Genomic DNA, 17,637 nt, shown 5'->3' with positions numbered 1-17,637 from the left:
CACCAATGCTTCCATTCTATATCAGGTAATCGTGTACCTCTGCGATTATCGCATACCTTAAATGCCTGTTGTCTTCATTTTCCACCGAAAAATCAAACTGTTCAAAAGTTTCCTTACAAACCTGCAACATATTGATCACTTCGTAGGTCAACGTGCCATCTTCCCTCAACCTTTCAAAATCACCCGGAAATTCCTCTTCCACCACATTTTTTATATACAGAAATCTTGAAGGTTTTAATGGAGCCGTTAACTGCTCCATACATTGTTCCTGTATGATGTAATCCGGAATCTGTGCCTGCATCTGCTCTTCAGCAAAAGGCAATACCGTAGCTACCATATCTTGGAGATATTTAGAAACCGTATAGGCTTCCTGCAAATCGAACATAAGATCTGGATTATGGTCAACAATGTATTGCCATAACTTTTCCTTAAGAATCGTAACCCTAATCAGAATTTTATACCCCGAAGAATGATTGTATCACGGTCGCAACCACTACAAGGAATACACAGCTGCCAAACCAGGCGGCTGCAACCTTGCCCGTATCCTGATCCCCGGCATTCCATTTCTGGTAAACCTTGATTGCCCCGATCAAACCCAGTAAAGCCCCTATGGCGTACATTAGATTGGTACCTGCGGCAAAATAGCTTCGTACCTGTTGGTTGGCTTGGTTTATTCCGGCTATACCATCCTGCGCATAGGCAGTAATGACACCTGAAGTAATTAATAATAGGGTCAATATCATGCCCCTGCGAATTGTTTTCGTATTCTCTCTACACTTTTCCATCACTCACGAAATATTTATTGATTTTTAGTTTTCTTGAAAATAAAAGAAGTGGTTACGCCAACTCTTACCCCTTAATCTGCCACACTTTACCTCACCGCACCGGGCTGGTTGGGGCAACCAACTTCTTTTAGAACCGCTTACTTAGCAACCTACCACAACAGATCAACCTCATCCATGCTAAGTTTTACAGTTCCGTTCTTTTGGCACTCAGAAACAATTAGTTCATTCACCGATGCCCGTAATGCCGATTTCTTTATTGAAGGATATTCATTCAGGGTAAGCCCAAGGTATTTTTTAAAATCTCCGGTCTGTACTTCTAAGTGAGCACTTTTTGCTACTATCTCCTTTATACGCGCGATAAGTTCTTCCACATCGTCAAAGTCCTGATCGGTACTGGTCTCAAAAAAAACAGGTTTATCTTCCCCTAAAGGAAAATCCCTTTCTTGGTGCTCTTCTTCCATAAATAGCGTTTCCGATCTCCCACTTCTCTTTGATGCGAATGTATCGGCAAGGTCATTCCTGAAATATTTAAGTCCTATCACTATGTAGTAGATGATGGTTGCCGTAGCAACATAAGTGATATAATCCGGCCAACTGATGTTTGTAAACATAACTCTTCATTTTATCGTTACACATTCGACCGGTAAAACCGATCTTCCCTATTGTTCGATAACAAAGTTGCAAAGAGAAGTAAGGCCGGACAAGTCCAACTTTTTGTTGGTACCTAGTTGGTACCCAACAACCACAGCATTGCAAATGAAACTCTTATCGTAAATAGTATTAAAATAAAGTCAAATAACTATCATGTTTTGCTCTGATAAATTCCGCTGTTTTTATTATGTTTACATAATAACGCTCATTACCAATGAAGCTCTTAAAATTATTTAATGGAAGAAATTGATCTAACAAAAATCAAATACTATCCAGATAGGTTTTACGTCTGTCTGGACGGTTTTGACATTAAAAATCTAACGGATTTTATAACCGACCTACAAATTGGTCAACATCAATCTATATTCATCCACGAATATTATCACTACCTCACCAACATAGCTACATTACCTGGTATCCGCCAATTCTGCCTGAACTTTTGCGACAGGTTCCGAGCATCAACCATTTTAACAGCGGCCGAAGGAATCGATGCTTATCCTATCAATTCCAACACTTTTCAAAGCTGTAAGCATATGGTAGACTATTGGAACGACGTAGCTACTTTACTTTCCGAAGATGACATTGATTACAAAGTTGTAGAGGATACAAACAGTACAGCGAATAAAAAGTTTGAGATCGCATCCATAGAAAGGACTAACAGGCCAATGGAAGCTATTGTAGATGGAGTAAAACATAGCGGAGAAAGAAACTTTATTACAATACACACCACAGGGCTTATCAATGTACATAGCTTTAACCTGACATTCGGAGCAATCGACGAATTTTTAAGTTCCGCAATCGATGAATACCTTTTTGAAAACGATCTATCGGATATAAATCCAAGCATGCTCAGCCAAAGGCCTTTTTACCCCTATTGTTTTTTTGAGGAACTCCTTTTATTCTATGGAATAAGAAGACCTTCGGCATTTGAAAAAATTCTTATTGCATACTTTGCTTTAAATTCCTCAAATCCTCCAGTGACCCTTATTGATATATTGGAAAAGTTAAAGGATGGTGGCTATGAACAATTTCAGGAAAATCCAGAGACATATTTACTCTCTAATTTTTCAGAAACTCCCCAATACAATGTAGTTCTTGATAATATAAAGAATTTTGCAGACCTGACATCCGAGCAAGGTCGTGTTCACATATCACAAGCATTAAAATATTATTACGATAAATTTTACATAGCACAGAAATTAAAAGAAAACGATTTCTTTTTCTTTATCAGACCATTTTTTGTTTCAGAGGAGAATACGATTAAATACAGACAGAAATTCCTTCTGGAACTTTCAAGGATAATAAACTTATTTACCCCACCTCTTATACTGAAAGACAAACAGTTTTTTTACATCGATAAACTCACGACCTTTGGAGAAGCAACTGTATTGATCTTGGCAACTTATGAAATTTTTGAAAGCCTGCGGACAAACCGAATTGCATCAAGACCGGCACACCAAAAAGCGAAGTACACATTTCCTGATAAAGATCCTGACTGTGACAATTTTGAAAAGTTTACGCCACCGCCGATCAATGGTATAGTATTCAGGCTCGCTCTTAATGAACTGAACCTATATGGGCCGTATCTTCGGGAGCTGGAAAACATAAAACAGAATAATAGCTAAATATGGGTATTTCAAAGAGGCACCACTATATCCCGCAGTTTCTCATAAAGCGATTTGCTGACAAAGACAATATGCTTTATCTGTACGATAAAGAAAAACAAGCTTTTGCAAAAGAGAAAAGAAGTCCCAAATCTGTCTTCTTCGAGATGAACAGAAACACCTGGTACTTTGACGGAGTACCTAATGATAACATCGAAAAACTCTATGCTGAACTTGATGAAAAATTTTCAAGAGATATAGTAGAAATTTCACGTTCCGGTATCATTACAGAAGAGGCATTAACATCTATATTGGTCATGGCATCATCCCTGAAATGGCGGTTGCCATCAAACGATGATCTTTTTGATGCCAAAGACAAGGAATTCCCCTATGATAAACTTCCTATCAACATTGTGATCAAAAGAAACGATGGTTCGGATCACAAGGAAGCATTAGAATATCTAATGAACTCAGAATTATTTAAACAAACAAAAAAATTGATTTTCCCCTTTCTTCCTTTCTATGACAACTTTAACATCAGTGAAGAAAAATTACTACGCGTTCACCGTAATAGTTATATAAATATCAATCCCAATATAAAATCAATCCTTGGCGATGTCCCACTGATAGAAAGTGATAGCAATGATCTCGAAAATTTCGGCAATTTCATATTACCACTTAGTAGTACTGAAACATTTATTTGCAATGATTCTCAATCAAAAAATATTAAGAATGCCACATTCTATCTAAACAAAGATTTAGCAATGTTTCATCAGGCAAAAAAATATATTGTATGCAATGATAAAGAATATCTCCACCAGATTGCTGATGTTTATAACCAGATTCAAGCAAATGGACAGATAGAAAAAATAAACCGCTACTTATTCCGACTTGCATAAATTGTATAATTAATATCCTCTAAGGAGATAAACTTCTAACCGTTATTTATATTTCCGATGAAAACATCAAAAACAACCAGGTAAATACATCGACAAGCATTTGCCATTCTCTATATTTAATTTAATAGCTTCGGATTTTCCTTATAATTTTTTCTAACGCTTCTATTGCTTTTTCCTTATCCCGCTCCTCGGCGACATAGGACTTACTGCGCATGGCATCATAGGAAAGATCAACTTTATGCGGAGTAGATAAATGCGGTACAATAGTTTTAAATACTTCGTTCATTGATTTGGCAATAAAGATTCGTGCGTCATCAGCGCCCCGAAGAATTAGCGCTATCTGGTCAGTGGTGAGATTACATAAAATCTTGTTTACTTTCTCATTTACCATATTAGCCTTAATGTGTGATTCGACCTGAACTGTTGATTGAACAAGTTTTTCCCAGTAACCGATTTCTTCATCAAACCATTTCTCAACGATAATATCCAGATCATGATAATTAGGATTTAGAATATAGCCCGGCTTACGATGAAGTTGCTTAAACTCTTTTCGGTGATACCTTAACTTGTCAAGTTTTTGAAAGCTTGTTTTGAAGAGGTTTATACTTTTAAAAATTCTTAGTGTGAGTTCATCGATATAGGTTTTACTATTGTAATTCAAATAGATAAGAACTCTATCCACTGCATCAAAAACACTTTCATTCGTCAATTCGGCTTTTTCAAATTGCAATTCTTCTAATGCCTTGATCAGTTCCTTTTTATAAAACAAGGTTCTAAAAGTAACCTCAAAATCCGAACCGGCACGATCAGCAAAACGGTTCAGGCGGCTTAAAAGTAAATTCAGTGGAGCGCGGCTCTTTAGGTTCGGTAGTTCAAGATATTTTTGCAATTCTTGCAATTTTTGCCTCAAACGCTGCTTTGTCATTAGCAGATAAGTATTGGCTACTTTTTCTTCTAGACTTAAAAATTTAGCGAACCGACTTTCAATAAACATAAGTAGATCATTTAGGATATTGATCATACTATCATAGATCTTTTTAAGTCCGGAATTTCCCTTTGGTAGCTTTTCCCGGTTATCAAACAAAAGGTCTATCAAATTAATTGTCGATGAATAGTACTGGCGAACCAACAATTCAACCTCCTTTTTTTTATTTACCGTAAAAACGTGATTTTTGATCGTAGACTGAATACGATAGGTTTCCTTTTCCAGATGATAATTGATGGTGTCCATTTCTTCTTTGGTAAGGCGGCTCAAATTTTCATTGCTAGGGTTTAATGTCATACTTGCCAGCAAATCAATGTACTCTAATGGGTATCTATCTTGCATAACGTTGAGTGTATTAATTTGATATTTGGTATTAAATCATATAAAATGATGATTTATTAGGTCTGTAGATACCCCATAAAAAACGTTACACAAAAAGTTACATTTTAAACTTTAATAATCAATAAAGTGATAAAAGCAAACATTAAGAACTGATGCTTATCAACGGGTTTTTACGCTAAATCTTGCCAATCCGTTGATAATTAAGTATAATTGCTTCACAATTTGCTATAACTTACTGTTTTAGTAAGTTCATTTAAATTACCTAACTAACCGAATGCCAGTATTGTCTCTCATAGATGAAAGGGAACTTCTAATTAAATTAGGAGATGGGGAAGAAACTGCATTTAACACGCTATATCAACAGTACGCGAATAAGATATATAGCCGACTTTTAAAACTAACACAGTCGGAACAGCTTGCTGACGAGCTTTTACAGGACACCTTTATTATTTTATGGAATAAGAGACATACCATCAATCCTGATCTTTCGATCAAGTCTTGGTTATATAAAGTCGCCGAAAATGAAGTCTATCAACTTTACCGCAAGATAGCACGTGATAAGAAATTACAGGAACATATTGTAAGTACATTTATCGAAACCTATTCACATACCGAAGAAGGTATCTTTTACAAAGAAAGCCAGGAATTATTGGTTAAGGCTATGGAACAGTTGACACCACAGCGGAAAGAAGCTTTTAAACTATGTAGAATTGATGGAATGAGTTACCAGGAAGCCGCTACAAAAATGGGCGTTTCGGTTTCTACGGTAAGTAATCATTTAGTACAGGCTACCTGCATAGTACGAAATTATATCTTCCAATCGCAGGAGAGAATGGCGATATTGATTTCAATATTATTACTAAAATAGCAAAAAGTCATTTCATCCTAATCTATCATTCCAGAAAATAAAGACAAGGAAAAAACTGATTACACCCAACAGCCGTTAAATCTTATTAAAATTAGCCTAGTAAATACTTTACACTGTGTATTCCGTAAAAAGTAGCCACGCTATTTCGTTTCAAACTGTCCAATTCTCATAGCATATTTTATTACTGACCCATCCTTTCATTTTCTTGTATTTAGACTTTGAATTGTTCGATTGAAACGAGCTATCTAGGCTTAGTTTTGCTACGCAAAGGGCGATGTCTAACCTTCATTATACTTAAAGTAAATACACGGTCCGAAACAAATCTTTTTTCAAGCGTTCATGGCTATTTGAGAGCTTTAGACAAAAGATTTGAACATCACCAGAGAGAAACCTCAAACCAAGCCACACATATCTTAAAACCCCCTTAAAATCAGTCAACTGAACATATTAAACTGAAATTCACTGAACACTTTACACCGAAAAAAGTGGCCACTTTGAAAAAAAACAGGTGGCCACTTTTCGAATATCCTCCAACAAAATATGTCAAGTATCAATTTTAAGCATGAAGAGCCATAATTTGAGAAATTAATCGAAACGACTGCTCTTCATATGGCTAGATTGTACTTAAGAAATACTGTCATAGAAAAATATCATGCCGCGGGAAAATTATCTGATCTAGAAATGGAAGCATTTAATAGAAATGTTGCAAATAAACTATACTCTTATCTACAGCTGTTGTTTAACTCTAAAATGGTGAGAGAAAAAGATTTACTATTTAAGTCACCCTCTTTCACTGCTCTACCAGATTGGGATAAACCAATTTTTGATCAGGATTTTGAAAATGCTATTCACATCCTAAAGAAAATGAAAAATAATAGGTGTTCAAAGTAAAATATTCATAATTTACTTAATCAATATAATCAACTAAAGTCTATTTTTTATTACTTCAATTTCACTGATCGTGATTACTTTGGTCTTAATTTTTAATTTATCAAACGTTTTCTCCGCCTTATATTTACATCTATCATCATTGGTGATAAAATAATCAAAATGTGCGGCATAAAATGTGTGCAGAGCATCGTCAAACATATTATTAAAATGCCCATCACTTTTATACCCTGACAAATCGTATTTAAAGAACGTATCAATTATCTTAGAATAAATTGCATTATCACTAGTTTTATTCTCAGGTGTATAAACGTCAAAAATATCACTTAACTCCAAATGTTTGGGTAACTCTTGAACATTTGCGTTCAAAGATTTTATCAATTCTTTATTGCTTTTAATTTTGTTCAATCCCGTTATCAAGTTAGCACGGAAAGATTTATAAAGTCCGTAATCCGATTTAAGTCTTAACTGGAAGTTGAAAATATCAGATTGTAACGCATATAGATTATTATGAATCTTTGAAAGTGGAAACATTACGCCAAACATCGGATCTACATATCCCTTTTTAAATTCAAGAGGCAATGGAATAAATTTAGACAATTCAATTGTCTGTTTTAATAAAGGTTCTTCTTCAAAAAGCTCATCATATGAATTAAATTCAAATTCCCAATCATCAACCTTTTCCTTAAAAAAATCTGAAATATCCCTAAAATGTAACAAAGCGGCTTTCTCCCCCCAATATTGGCAGATACATAGGTTATCCGTAAATGATTTAATGTTATTTAAGTGGCCTTCTATATAATTAGGATTTTTTTTATAACCACGGAAAAGATCATTAAGATGCGCATTTGAATACGCTGTCAAGACACGTTTTTCTTTGAGCATAGAAAAAAGTATCTCGTAAAACTTTCTTTCTGGTTCTTCAAGCTTTTCAAGCTTTTCAAGTCTATCAAATATATTTAAGTCAATATAAACCTTCATCTTTAAAGTTATTTATAATTTGCTTTCGATAGTATTACCTTTGTCTTTCGTCTGTTCAAACAGACTCTCAAATACTTGTTTATCATTAATCACAGTTCCTCTTGGGGCATTGTTCATCCATTTCTTCAGATTAGCTTCTGTTTTTCCACTTTCACTTAAATTTAAAGCTCTACATATTATTTCTACATTATCCTGAAAATCATCTAAGCTCTTAAGATTCCTAAAGGAAGAATAGTATCTAATATTATTCTCCCAATCCCTTACCGAGCGTATCCCCGTTGCAAAACCATTTTGTGCCAGTTCAACATTAAGATTTGCATTTACTCGCAAATTTTCAATTTCCGGAAACTGCTGAATAATATGCCTGCCCAAAATTAAGTTTTTGGGAATTCCACAGAATTCAAAATGATCTTTCTCCCTCCATGCATTAAATAAAAAATCGCCAATACTCGGAACGAGATCGATTGCGTGTATTTCAGCATAAAAACAATTACTGAAATGATCTCTGATTAGAATATTCACCAAATGTCTCTTTCCTGTACTCTGATAATTTTTCCAATTAACATCAAACTTTTTATCCTGGAACTTAATATCCCCGTTTTTCAATAAATAGTGATTTTGAGAGATTGAAAAATTCAATTGGTGTACCTGGTTAGGATAGTCCGTCCTATAGCTATTATACATTCCCTTCATCCGCGGTTATATTTTTTATTTTATCATTTTGATTTATTAAACAGTCGGCTCTTTACTCCTCTTGTCCATTTTAATTAAACAAGCCTTTAGGAACATTTCCCCTAATTCAGTGATTATCAAATCTTCATCTTTATTTTCCACATGGATCTGCAAATCTTGTAAGTTCAAGTCTTCTCCGTCTATATGCTGAGGAATACTATTTTGTGCCACATAGGCATGAGGGCGCATTATACTTTTTAAAACACCGAGTCTTACTAGATTCGCCTCCTCATAATTTGCCAATTTTCTTTTGAGAATTCGGCAAGGGGAATTAATAAAATATCTGTTAAAATTAATTTTGTTTTTTATTTCCCGAAGTTTTTCTGGGGTATCTCCTTTTTCATAAAAGATTAAATCATCCAACAGATCTACTACATCTCCGTCTTTATTTCTTTCTATTAACTCAAAATCCAACATCTTCTGTAAATCAACCAATTGATCTTCCAAAAGTTCTATCTCTTTTTGATGTTTTTCCTTTCTTTTCCAATTGATATTAAATATTTCTTCAATAACTGAAAACTCATTTATCGAAACCTGACTTAATATATACGGAAAAACATGGTTCTGAATATTCTGCTCAGAATCAACCATATTAATTAATAAATTAGCCCATATATCCTGAGCTTCTTCATTATCTTCCATACTAGCATATTCCAAAAGTGGACATAAAATCTTAAAAGAAATGGACTTAGGATTAATCCCATGTTTTTCACACTTTTCCTTAGCCCTTAAAATTATCTTGAGTTGATTATTGAAGCGCCAAAACGACACTTTATCTTTAAATAGAAGTCCAGTTTCACTAACTGCTGGACCAATAAGTTTACCTAAAAAACTTTTTGCAGTATTTATTACATTTTCCGCAACTGTGGAAGTTATATCAAGTTTTTTCGTCATTAACCTTTATACTTTTTAATTCATTTAACTAACATTGACACTCTTAATTATATTAAAGCTATTACAATTACGAATAATTCAAAAAACATCAATTTAATCAATTACTCCCTATTAGCTTTACGGTTTCGCGTAAAATCACACTTTTATTTTTTTTGTTATTTTTTTTCGCATTTCATTAGTGTGTTTTTCATTTCAAAGCATATAAGGAAGAAAAGGCACGTGGAAAATTCGCAAAACATACAAAATCTATTCAACCGCTTCCTATCTCGGCAATGTACTCCCGAAGACCTACACAAACTCTTCAATCACTTCGGAACGACCGATGAAGACGCTTTGCGCAATCTTATAATTTCCACACCATTAGACGATGATGATACACTTGCTACCAACCCGGCAAGAGCCGAAAAGCTTGGAGACTTGTACCTAGGCATCAAACAGCACATTTTTGTGGAAAAACAAAAACAAGCTGTTTGGAAAAAAGTCATAGCAATTGCCGCCATACTGTTGGCAATAGCTACCTCCGCAGCTTACTTCCTACGATCTAAAGATGTTTTAAACAATAAGCCGGCTATCGCATCCTTTGACGATGTTAAACCCGGAAAAAATGCTGCGACCTTAACCCTATCTAATGGCAAACAGATTATTCTTTCAGATCAAGGTATTGGAGAACTCGCAAATGAACCCGGGATAAGTATCAGCAAAAATGCCAATGGAGTATTGGTGTACAAAATTGAAGCAAGTGGTGAGGCAACAGAAAAAAACAATACACTAACAACAACACAAGGTGAAACCTATCAGGTAATATTACCAGATAATTCTAAAGTATGGCTCAACGCCGCATCAAGTCTTACCTACGCTGCTTCGCTTGGGTCGCGTTACCAAACAAGGACAGTAAAACTAAGCGGCGAAGCCTACTTTGAGGTTGCGCATGATAAAACTCGCCCTTTTATTGTAAAAACAACTCAGCAGGAAGTAAAGGTACTTGGAACCCATTTCAACGTGAATAGCTACGGTGACAATGGACAAACCATTACATCGCTTGCAGAAGGTTCTGTTCAGGTACAACCGGCTCTTCATTCGCTATTTGCCAAAATCCTAAAGCCTGGACAAAAATCGGTATTGGGTAAATCAGCGATTAACATTGCTGCTGCCAATCTCGAAACCGATCTAGCGTGGAAAAACGGATTGTTTACGTTTGACGAAGCTACCGTACCAGAAGTAATGCAACAGATTTCCAGATGGTATAATATCGATGTACGTTACAATACAGCGATACCTAACGAACGTATCAGCGGTGGTATCTCACGTCAATCGGATTTGAAGATGGTACTGAAAATGCTCGAACTAATCAAGATCAACTATAAGATCGAAAACAACGAAAAAGGAAGAAAGACCCTCGTCATACTTTAACACTCTCTAACCAACAAAATGTTTAACTAAAACCTCATAAATGAAGTAAAAAAGAATATTTAGGTTCAATAATTAATTAGGTCATTGGGCATAAAAAAGCCGGCGGTGTTGATCAGAACACCTCCGGCAATGCCCGGTGTTCAAAACCACTACACAAAGTAATTTATCAACTAACCCAAGCAATTCAAAAGTATGAAAATTTCAACAAAGGAAAAATCCGGAGAACCTAACCAGTTTACCGGCCTCTCTCCTTCTACGCATCTCATGCAGATCGTATTATGCTGTCTGCTACTCGCCGTAGCTACCTTTGCAGCAAAAGCACAGAACATCACCGTAAAGTACAACAATGCGAACATTGAAGATGTATTTAACGCAATAAAAAAGCAAAGCGGTTTCCAATTTCTTTTTACAAAGAGCATGTTAAAAGATGCTAAAAAGGTGACTATCGATGTAAAGGCAAAACCTTTACAAGCCACCCTAAACGATCTTTTCAAAGATCAACCATTTACCTTCGAAATACTCGATAAAACGATAGTCATTAAAGAGCGTAAAGCTGAAAACAAACAACAAGATCAGTCTTCGATTGATGTTACAGGCACGGTAATAGACGATCAGGGCAATCCCTTGGTTGGTGCAACAGTGCGAGCTAAAGATACCGGCAATGGTACCTATACCGATAGCAATGGAAACTTTACCTTACGTCAGATACAGCCGGGGCAAAACTTACAGATCATATATGTCGGCCTAACCAGTTTAGAGATACCGGCCAAACCAAACATAGGCAAGGTACAAATGATCTCGGCATCCAACGAACTCGATGCTGTTCAGATTAGTGTTTCTACCGGCTACCAAACTTTACCCAAAGAAAGGGCTACCGGTTCCTTTACACAAGTAGATAACAAGACCTTAAACCGGAATGTAGGTATCAATATTATTGACCGGTTAGAAAGTCTAACCAGTGGCCTTTTATTGAACAGGAGTTTACCTAACAGTTCAAAAATAGCTATCCACGGAAGAAGTACACTTTTTGCATCCGCCGATCCATTGATCATATTAGATGGTTTTCCCTACGATGGAAACCTTGACCAGATCAACCCGGCCGACATAGAAAACATTAGCATATTAAAAGATGCCGCAGCAGCTTCAATATGGGGAACAAGAGCCGGAAATGGCGTGGTGGTAATTACCTCAAAAAACGGAAAAAGAGATCAGCCCCTTTCAGTTAATATAAATTCTACACTTACCATTGCCGGTAAACCCGATCAGGATTATCTACCGCAGATTTCTTCAAGCGATTACGTAGATCTTGAAGCTTTTATGTTCTCAAAAAACTACTATAATAGCGCTATTAACAGACTATACTCTCCGATCTCACCGGCAGTAGAACTACTAAAGCAAAGACGTAATAATCAGATTACCGAAGCCCAATTAACAGAAGGTTTAAACAACTTACGATCGCATAACGTTCGTGATGATCTTTCAAAGTATTACTATCAACCGGCTGTTTACCAACAATACCAGATGAACATGAATGGTGGCAGTAAAAATAATTGGTATTACCTATCAGCCGGATACGATAATAACTTACAGAACAATGTAGGAGAAAAATACGATAGATTAACTTTATCTGCACGTAATACTTTTGCGCTGTTTAACAACCGTCTAAAGGTTTCCGGCGATCTAGGGTACAACATAAGCAACACCTATAGCGTTGCCGGTAGATACACACCCTATACACCTTACGACAGGTTAGCAGACGAAAATGGTAATGCCCTTTCTGTGGTGACTACCACTACTTTGAGCGATTCTTACACCAGCTCACCGGCTGTAAGTAAGCTTTTAGATTGGAAATACAGACCATTGGATGAAGTGTCTTCAAATTTCCACCGGGAATACACCCAGTTCAGAATTAACACCAGTGTGGATTTCGAAATTATCAAAGGTTTAAATCTTACCGGTAGTTACCAATACCTTGATGAAAACTCAGATATAGCAACAAATTACGGTGCTAATAGCTTCTATACCCGTAACCTCATCAACACCTATTCTACAGTTACCGGTGACGTGGTAAACCGCGTTATTGAACTTGGGAACATCTATAATCTTGGCGATACCAAAAACACGTCAAAAATTGGCCGTATTCAGTTAAATTTCAATAAGACCTTTAGCACCGACCATGAAATAAGTGCCATAGCCGGTTTTGAGGGAGGCGACCGTAGAAATAGTTCCTTCGGTCAGATCATGTACGGTTACTCTGATGCCACAAAAACCAACAGAAACGATCTGATTGATCCGCAGAAACAGTACGCTATCTTTTACGCTCCTGGAGGTACCGGCCGGATAAATACCTCTCCTAACTACTCGGAGCAGATCAATATTAACCAATCGTTTTACGCTAACGCTTCCTATACTTACAAGCAACGTTACATACTTTCCGGAAGTGCAAGACAAGATAAATCCAACCTATTCGGTGTAAATACCAACCAAAAAGGTGTACCCCTATGGTCTGCGGGCTTGGCGTGGATAGTTAACAAAGAAGATTTCTATCATTTATCATGGTTTCCAAGCCTTAAAATCCGTGCAACTTTTGGATATAGTGGCAATGTAGATAAAACCATTACTGGTTTTCTAACTTTGAGAAAACTAAATTCTTCAAATGACTGGGGAAGCCAATATTCAGAAATAACTAACCCTCCCAACCCCGATCTTAAATGGGAACAGGTAAAGACCTATAACATAGGAATTGATTTTGCTACAAAGGAAAACCGCATTAGCGGTAGTGTTGATCTTTATCAAAAATCAGCTTTTGATCTTATTGGCAATAGTCCAATAGCCATGCAAAGCGGTTTAACACAATTTAAAGGCAACAGTGCGAACTTACGCACGAGAGGCATTGATGTAATTTTAAACTCCCGTAATCTGATTGGTCAATTTGCATGGAACACATCCCTACTTTTTAATTACAATACAGATAAGGTAACAAACTATAAAGTTAGACAAAGTAGCAATGAAAATATTATTAGTTCTAACGCAAACAATCCGTTGGAAGGTTATCCTTATCATGCTATATATAGTTATCCTTATGCCGGTTTAGATGCTACGGGCTCACCAATGGGATATTTTAAAGGAGAACTAAGCAAGAATTACGCTACTATTATAAACACTTTAGATCCCTCGCAAATCAAATATCATGGAAGTGCCTCTCCAAGATATTTTGGCAGTGTAATGAACACTTTTAGCTATAAAAACCTCGAATTATCAATCAACATTTCATTCAAACTTGATTATTATTTCAGAAGGTCAAATGTATTTTTAGGACAATATAGTACTGCACTTAACCAATATATTGACTATGAAAAGCGTTGGCAAAAACCAGGAGATGAACTCACAACTAGAGTGCCAGCATTATTCTATCCGGTTTCGTCTGCCTTAACTTCATTTTACCGTAACAGCGCTGACCATGTGGAGCGTGGCGATCATATCCGCTTACAGGATGTGCGAATAGGCTATTCTGTTGCGCAAAAAACATTAAAAAAATTACCATTTAAAGCAATTTACGCTTTTGCCTACGCCAAAAACTTAGGATTGATCTGGCGCAAAAATAATATAGGTGTTGATCCCGATTATGGTACCAGATTATTACGCGATCCATTAAGTCTTTCTTTTGGCCTTAACCTAAAACTTTAAAAAATGAAAAAGATACTTTTTTTAATAACACTTGGTTTTGTTTTTTCTTGTGGTAAAAAACTTGAGCTAAAACCTAACAGTTCATTGGTGATACCAAGAACGGTTAGCGATTTCGAAAATCTGCTTGACAACCCTGCTGTAATGAACCTATCGCCTGCTTTAGCCCAAGTTTCAGCTGATGAATACATTATCCCCACACTTGCAGACTATCAGTCGATAGTTGAAACTCCAACTAGAACTGCATACATCTGGGCGAAAGACATATACCAAGGTGAAACCCAAACAGCAGACTGGAAAAGACCTTATGCACAAATTTACTATTGTAATAGCATTTTGGATGAATTGAAAAATCAAAACCTTGAACACGTAACAGAATTCAAAAGAATTAAAGGTTGGGCGATGTTTGTAAGGGCTTACAGTTATTATGAACTAGTAAGTATTTTTGCAAAAGCATACGATGCATCTACAGCCAACACGGATTTAGGATTGCCTTTGAAATTAAATAGTGCAATCAGTCAGATTGTTCCGAGAAGCACGGTTCAAAAAAACTATAATCAAATCATATCTGATGCTACAGAAGCGACTAATCTATTGCAGACTGAAGTTAATCTTACTAAACGCAATCGTCCATCAAAGGCTGCAGCTCACGCCCTATTAGCACGGGTGTATCTAAGTATGCGAAAGTATATTGAAGCTGAGGCAGCTACTGATAAAGCATTAGCCTTGTTTTCTACATTGAAAGACTACAAAACTTTACAGGTAGTTCCTACCTCGTCCTCCTTTACCATAAACAGTGACGAAGTTATCTATTTTTCTAATGTGGTAGATTGGACCGAAACTTCCGTTTCGCGGGGTGATTTTTATAGTGTACTCCCCAGTATAGTAAATTCATTTGAGGAAAATGATCTTCGAAAAACGATCTGGTTTACTCAAAATATTAATGGCAACTGGTATATTAAAGGTATTAATAATATCTATAGATATCCATTTACCGGATTGGCAACTGATGAGCTTTTGTTAATTAAGGCCGAGTGTTTGGCACGACGAAACCAAAGCCAGGATGCAATGGATCAGGTGAACCGTCTACTTATTACCCGTTGGAATTCCAATGCGACCACCCCCACAAAGCCTTACCAGTCAATTACGGCAACTAGTCCTTCTGATGCACTTGACAAAGTGTTAAGTGAACGCAAAAAATCACTTTTATGGCGTAGTGTGAGGTGGACAGATTTAAGGAGATTGAACTTAGAAGGACGGAACATTGTGCTTACGCGCAACTTAAATGGTACAATATATACCTTGGAACCTAACAGTCCAAGATATGTTATGCCAATTCCAGACGATGAGATCGCATTGAGTGGAATAGAACAGAACATAAGATAATGAGAGCTTTCAAATTAATTATTATAGCTACATTCCTGCTATTATCTATCAATTTAGCGGGACAAAACTCGTTTAAAATATATGGCTACATCGACACCGCCTTCACCACAAAATATCTTTCGAAAGAGTTACTTTTCAGACTTAAAAAGAATGGAAGTAAAAATAGTTTCAGTGACGACCTGAAGGTGTCAATTAATGATAGTGGGCACTTTTCTCAAAATATCAAAATCGAGAATAGAAATACTTATGCCTCATTTGAAATGCAAGACAATAGGATATCGAGTTCTACAGGACGATATTATAATCTTTCCCAACCTGAAAGAGCCAATCCACTAAATGAACTGTATCTTTTTGAAAATGGAGATAGTGTTAAAGTTCTCATCCAAAAGAACAACTCTTTAACATTTAGGGGTAAAGGTAGCGAAAAACTGAATTGTCAGTATCAAATATTCAATCTCTTCTCCCAACCAAAAATTATACTCTCAAGAGCGATTGCTTTGGAGAACAAAAGTGAATTACATAAAGCAATACAGTTGGAAATTACTTCAATAAAAGCTCAAAAATCGCAATTAGAAGCGTTATTAAGCTCATACAGTTCTAAATTGGGCAAAGACATTTACGAGCAAATTAGCCTTGATGCAATTTCACTTTTAAAACAGCAGATCTACTATAAGCTACCGAATTATTATTTACGTTTCCCAAGTCAAAAAGAACAAGAATTAGTCCGGTCTTATTTTCAATCTGTTGACAGTTTAGATTTTGATGAAACATTTTTATCCGAAGATGCTAAAGCACGTTCAGCATATTATACTGCTATGCTTTTGGAAAGAGAAGTTACAAAACTGATACTATTCAAGGAAAATCGTAATAGCTATAAAGATTTCTCTTTTGATGAACTGTTCAATAACATTAAAAACGGTTACACTGGATTGGTACGTGACAATTTGATACTACTTTCATTTGAAAATTATGCAATTAAGAAAGCTGACGATATTAAAAGAATGTACAAACCGGCCCATAAAACAGTAAATAACCAAGTAATCAAAGAGCAACTTACCCGGTTAATAGAGAAATATAATGCTCCTGCATTTCCTTTTGTTTTCTATGATGCAGAAAACAATCCGCATCGCTTGCAGGATTATAAGGGTAAAGTAATTGTAATGGATTTTTGGTTTACCGGTTGCGTACCATGTACAATGGTGGCAAAAGCAATGCACCCGATATTTGAAAAGTACAAAAAACGGAACGATATTGTTTTTATTACGGTAAGTACCGATCCAAGGGAACGATGGTTAAAAAGTATCGCATCCGGACAATATACATCAAACGGAATGATTAACCTTTATACTAACGGAAAAGGTTTTAATGCCCCTATGATTGCTTATTATAAATTTGCCGGCTTTCCCCAACAATTGATAATTGACAAAAATGGAGATTTAATTACAGCAAGGCCACCGAGACCAGATGAAAGTAATAGCAACGTTGTAGCTTTTGAGAAACTTATTATGAAGAGTTTGAACAAATAAGT

The 17,637-nt window shown here is 36.1% G+C and carries 14 protein-coding genes; 7 read left to right on the top strand and 7 right to left on the bottom strand.

Features of this window, described 5'->3' with window-relative positions; translation table 11 throughout:
• Positions 1 to 16 precede the first annotated feature (16 nt).
• From NOX80_RS11175 to NOX80_RS11165, 3 genes are all read right to left on the bottom strand, one after another.
• Complete coding sequence (locus NOX80_RS11175; protein WP_256549864.1) at positions 17 to 385, bottom strand: hypothetical protein; 369 nt, start codon at positions 383 to 385, stop codon at positions 17 to 19.
• 70 nt (positions 386 to 455) lie between these two features.
• Entirely contained in the window at positions 456 to 743 is a 288-nt protein-coding gene (locus NOX80_RS11170) for a DUF4134 domain-containing protein (protein ID WP_256553005.1), read from the bottom strand.
• Positions 744 to 934: 191 nt separating this feature from the next.
• Positions 935 to 1,396 (bottom strand): hypothetical protein, encoded by a 462-nt coding sequence (locus tag NOX80_RS11165; RefSeq protein ID WP_256549863.1) that lies wholly within the window; start codon positions 1,394 to 1,396, stop codon positions 935 to 937.
• A 276-nt stretch (positions 1,397 to 1,672) separates the two neighbouring features.
• Here NOX80_RS11165 and NOX80_RS11160 point away from each other — a divergent pair, with 276 nt between their 5' ends.
• Together NOX80_RS11160 and NOX80_RS11155 are read left to right on the top strand one after the other, a co-directional pair.
• Positions 1,673 to 3,061 carry a hypothetical protein gene (locus NOX80_RS11160; RefSeq protein ID WP_256549862.1) on the top strand — a complete coding sequence of 463 codons (1,389 nt, stop codon included), beginning with the start codon at positions 1,673 to 1,675 and terminating at the stop codon, positions 3,059 to 3,061.
• Positions 3,062 to 3,063: 2 nt separating this feature from the next.
• A complete protein-coding gene (locus tag NOX80_RS11155; protein ID WP_256549861.1) occupies positions 3,064 to 3,939 on the top strand; it encodes a DUF4238 domain-containing protein in 876 nt (291 codons plus the stop codon).
• Between the two features lie 121 nt (positions 3,940 to 4,060).
• Here NOX80_RS11155 and NOX80_RS11150 read toward each other — a convergent pair whose 3' ends face one another.
• Entirely contained in the window at positions 4,061 to 5,266 is a 1,206-nt protein-coding gene (locus NOX80_RS11150; protein ID WP_256549860.1) for a hypothetical protein, read from the bottom strand.
• 274 nt (positions 5,267 to 5,540) lie between these two features.
• Here NOX80_RS11150 and NOX80_RS11145 point away from each other — a divergent pair, with 274 nt between their 5' ends.
• Entirely contained in the window at positions 5,541 to 6,134 is a 594-nt protein-coding gene (locus NOX80_RS11145; RefSeq protein ID WP_256549859.1) for an RNA polymerase sigma factor, read from the top strand.
• A gap of 924 nt (positions 6,135 to 7,058) precedes the next feature.
• On the opposite strand, the gene NOX80_RS11140 is transcribed toward NOX80_RS11145, so the two are convergent.
• The 3 genes from NOX80_RS11140 to NOX80_RS11130 form a co-directional block, all read right to left on the bottom strand.
• Positions 7,059 to 8,003: a hypothetical protein gene (locus NOX80_RS11140; RefSeq protein ID WP_256549858.1), complete on the bottom strand. Its 945-nt coding sequence runs from the start codon at positions 8,001 to 8,003 to the stop codon at positions 7,059 to 7,061.
• Between the two features lie 12 nt (positions 8,004 to 8,015).
• Positions 8,016 to 8,609, bottom strand: a complete 594-nt coding sequence (locus tag NOX80_RS11135; protein ID WP_256549857.1) for a hypothetical protein — start codon at positions 8,607 to 8,609, stop codon at positions 8,016 to 8,018.
• Positions 8,610 to 8,732: 123 nt separating this feature from the next.
• On the bottom strand, positions 8,733 to 9,629 hold the full coding sequence (locus NOX80_RS11130) for an Abi-alpha family protein (RefSeq protein WP_256549856.1): 897 nt from the start codon (positions 9,627 to 9,629) through the stop codon (positions 8,733 to 8,735).
• A 333-nt stretch (positions 9,630 to 9,962) separates the two neighbouring features.
• On the opposite strand from NOX80_RS11130, the gene NOX80_RS11125 reads away from it, so the two are divergent.
• From NOX80_RS11125 to NOX80_RS11110, 4 genes are all read left to right on the top strand, one after another.
• The gene (locus tag NOX80_RS11125) at positions 9,963 to 11,039 is read left to right on the top strand and encodes a FecR family protein (protein ID WP_256549855.1); all 1,077 of its coding nucleotides are present in this window, start codon (positions 9,963 to 9,965) and stop codon (positions 11,037 to 11,039) included.
• 192 nt (positions 11,040 to 11,231) lie between these two features.
• Positions 11,232 to 14,726, top strand: coding sequence for a SusC/RagA family TonB-linked outer membrane protein (locus tag NOX80_RS11120; protein WP_256549854.1), 3,495 nt, complete (start codon positions 11,232 to 11,234; stop codon positions 14,724 to 14,726).
• A 3-nt stretch (positions 14,727 to 14,729) separates the two neighbouring features.
• Positions 14,730 to 16,109 carry a RagB/SusD family nutrient uptake outer membrane protein gene (locus NOX80_RS11115; protein WP_256549853.1) on the top strand — a complete coding sequence of 460 codons (1,380 nt, stop codon included), beginning with the start codon at positions 14,730 to 14,732 and terminating at the stop codon, positions 16,107 to 16,109.
• Between the two features lie 185 nt (positions 16,110 to 16,294).
• Entirely contained in the window at positions 16,295 to 17,635 is a 1,341-nt protein-coding gene (locus NOX80_RS11110; protein WP_256549852.1) for a TlpA family protein disulfide reductase, read from the top strand.
• The last annotated feature ends 2 nt before the right edge of the window (positions 17,636 to 17,637 follow it).

The organism is Flavobacterium cerinum (assembly GCF_024496085.1).
Taxonomy (GTDB): Bacteria; Bacteroidota; Bacteroidia; order Flavobacteriales; family Flavobacteriaceae; genus Flavobacterium; species Flavobacterium cerinum_A.
The sequence above is the reverse complement of the archived record's forward strand: the minus strand, read 5'-3'. Positions and strand labels throughout refer to the sequence as shown.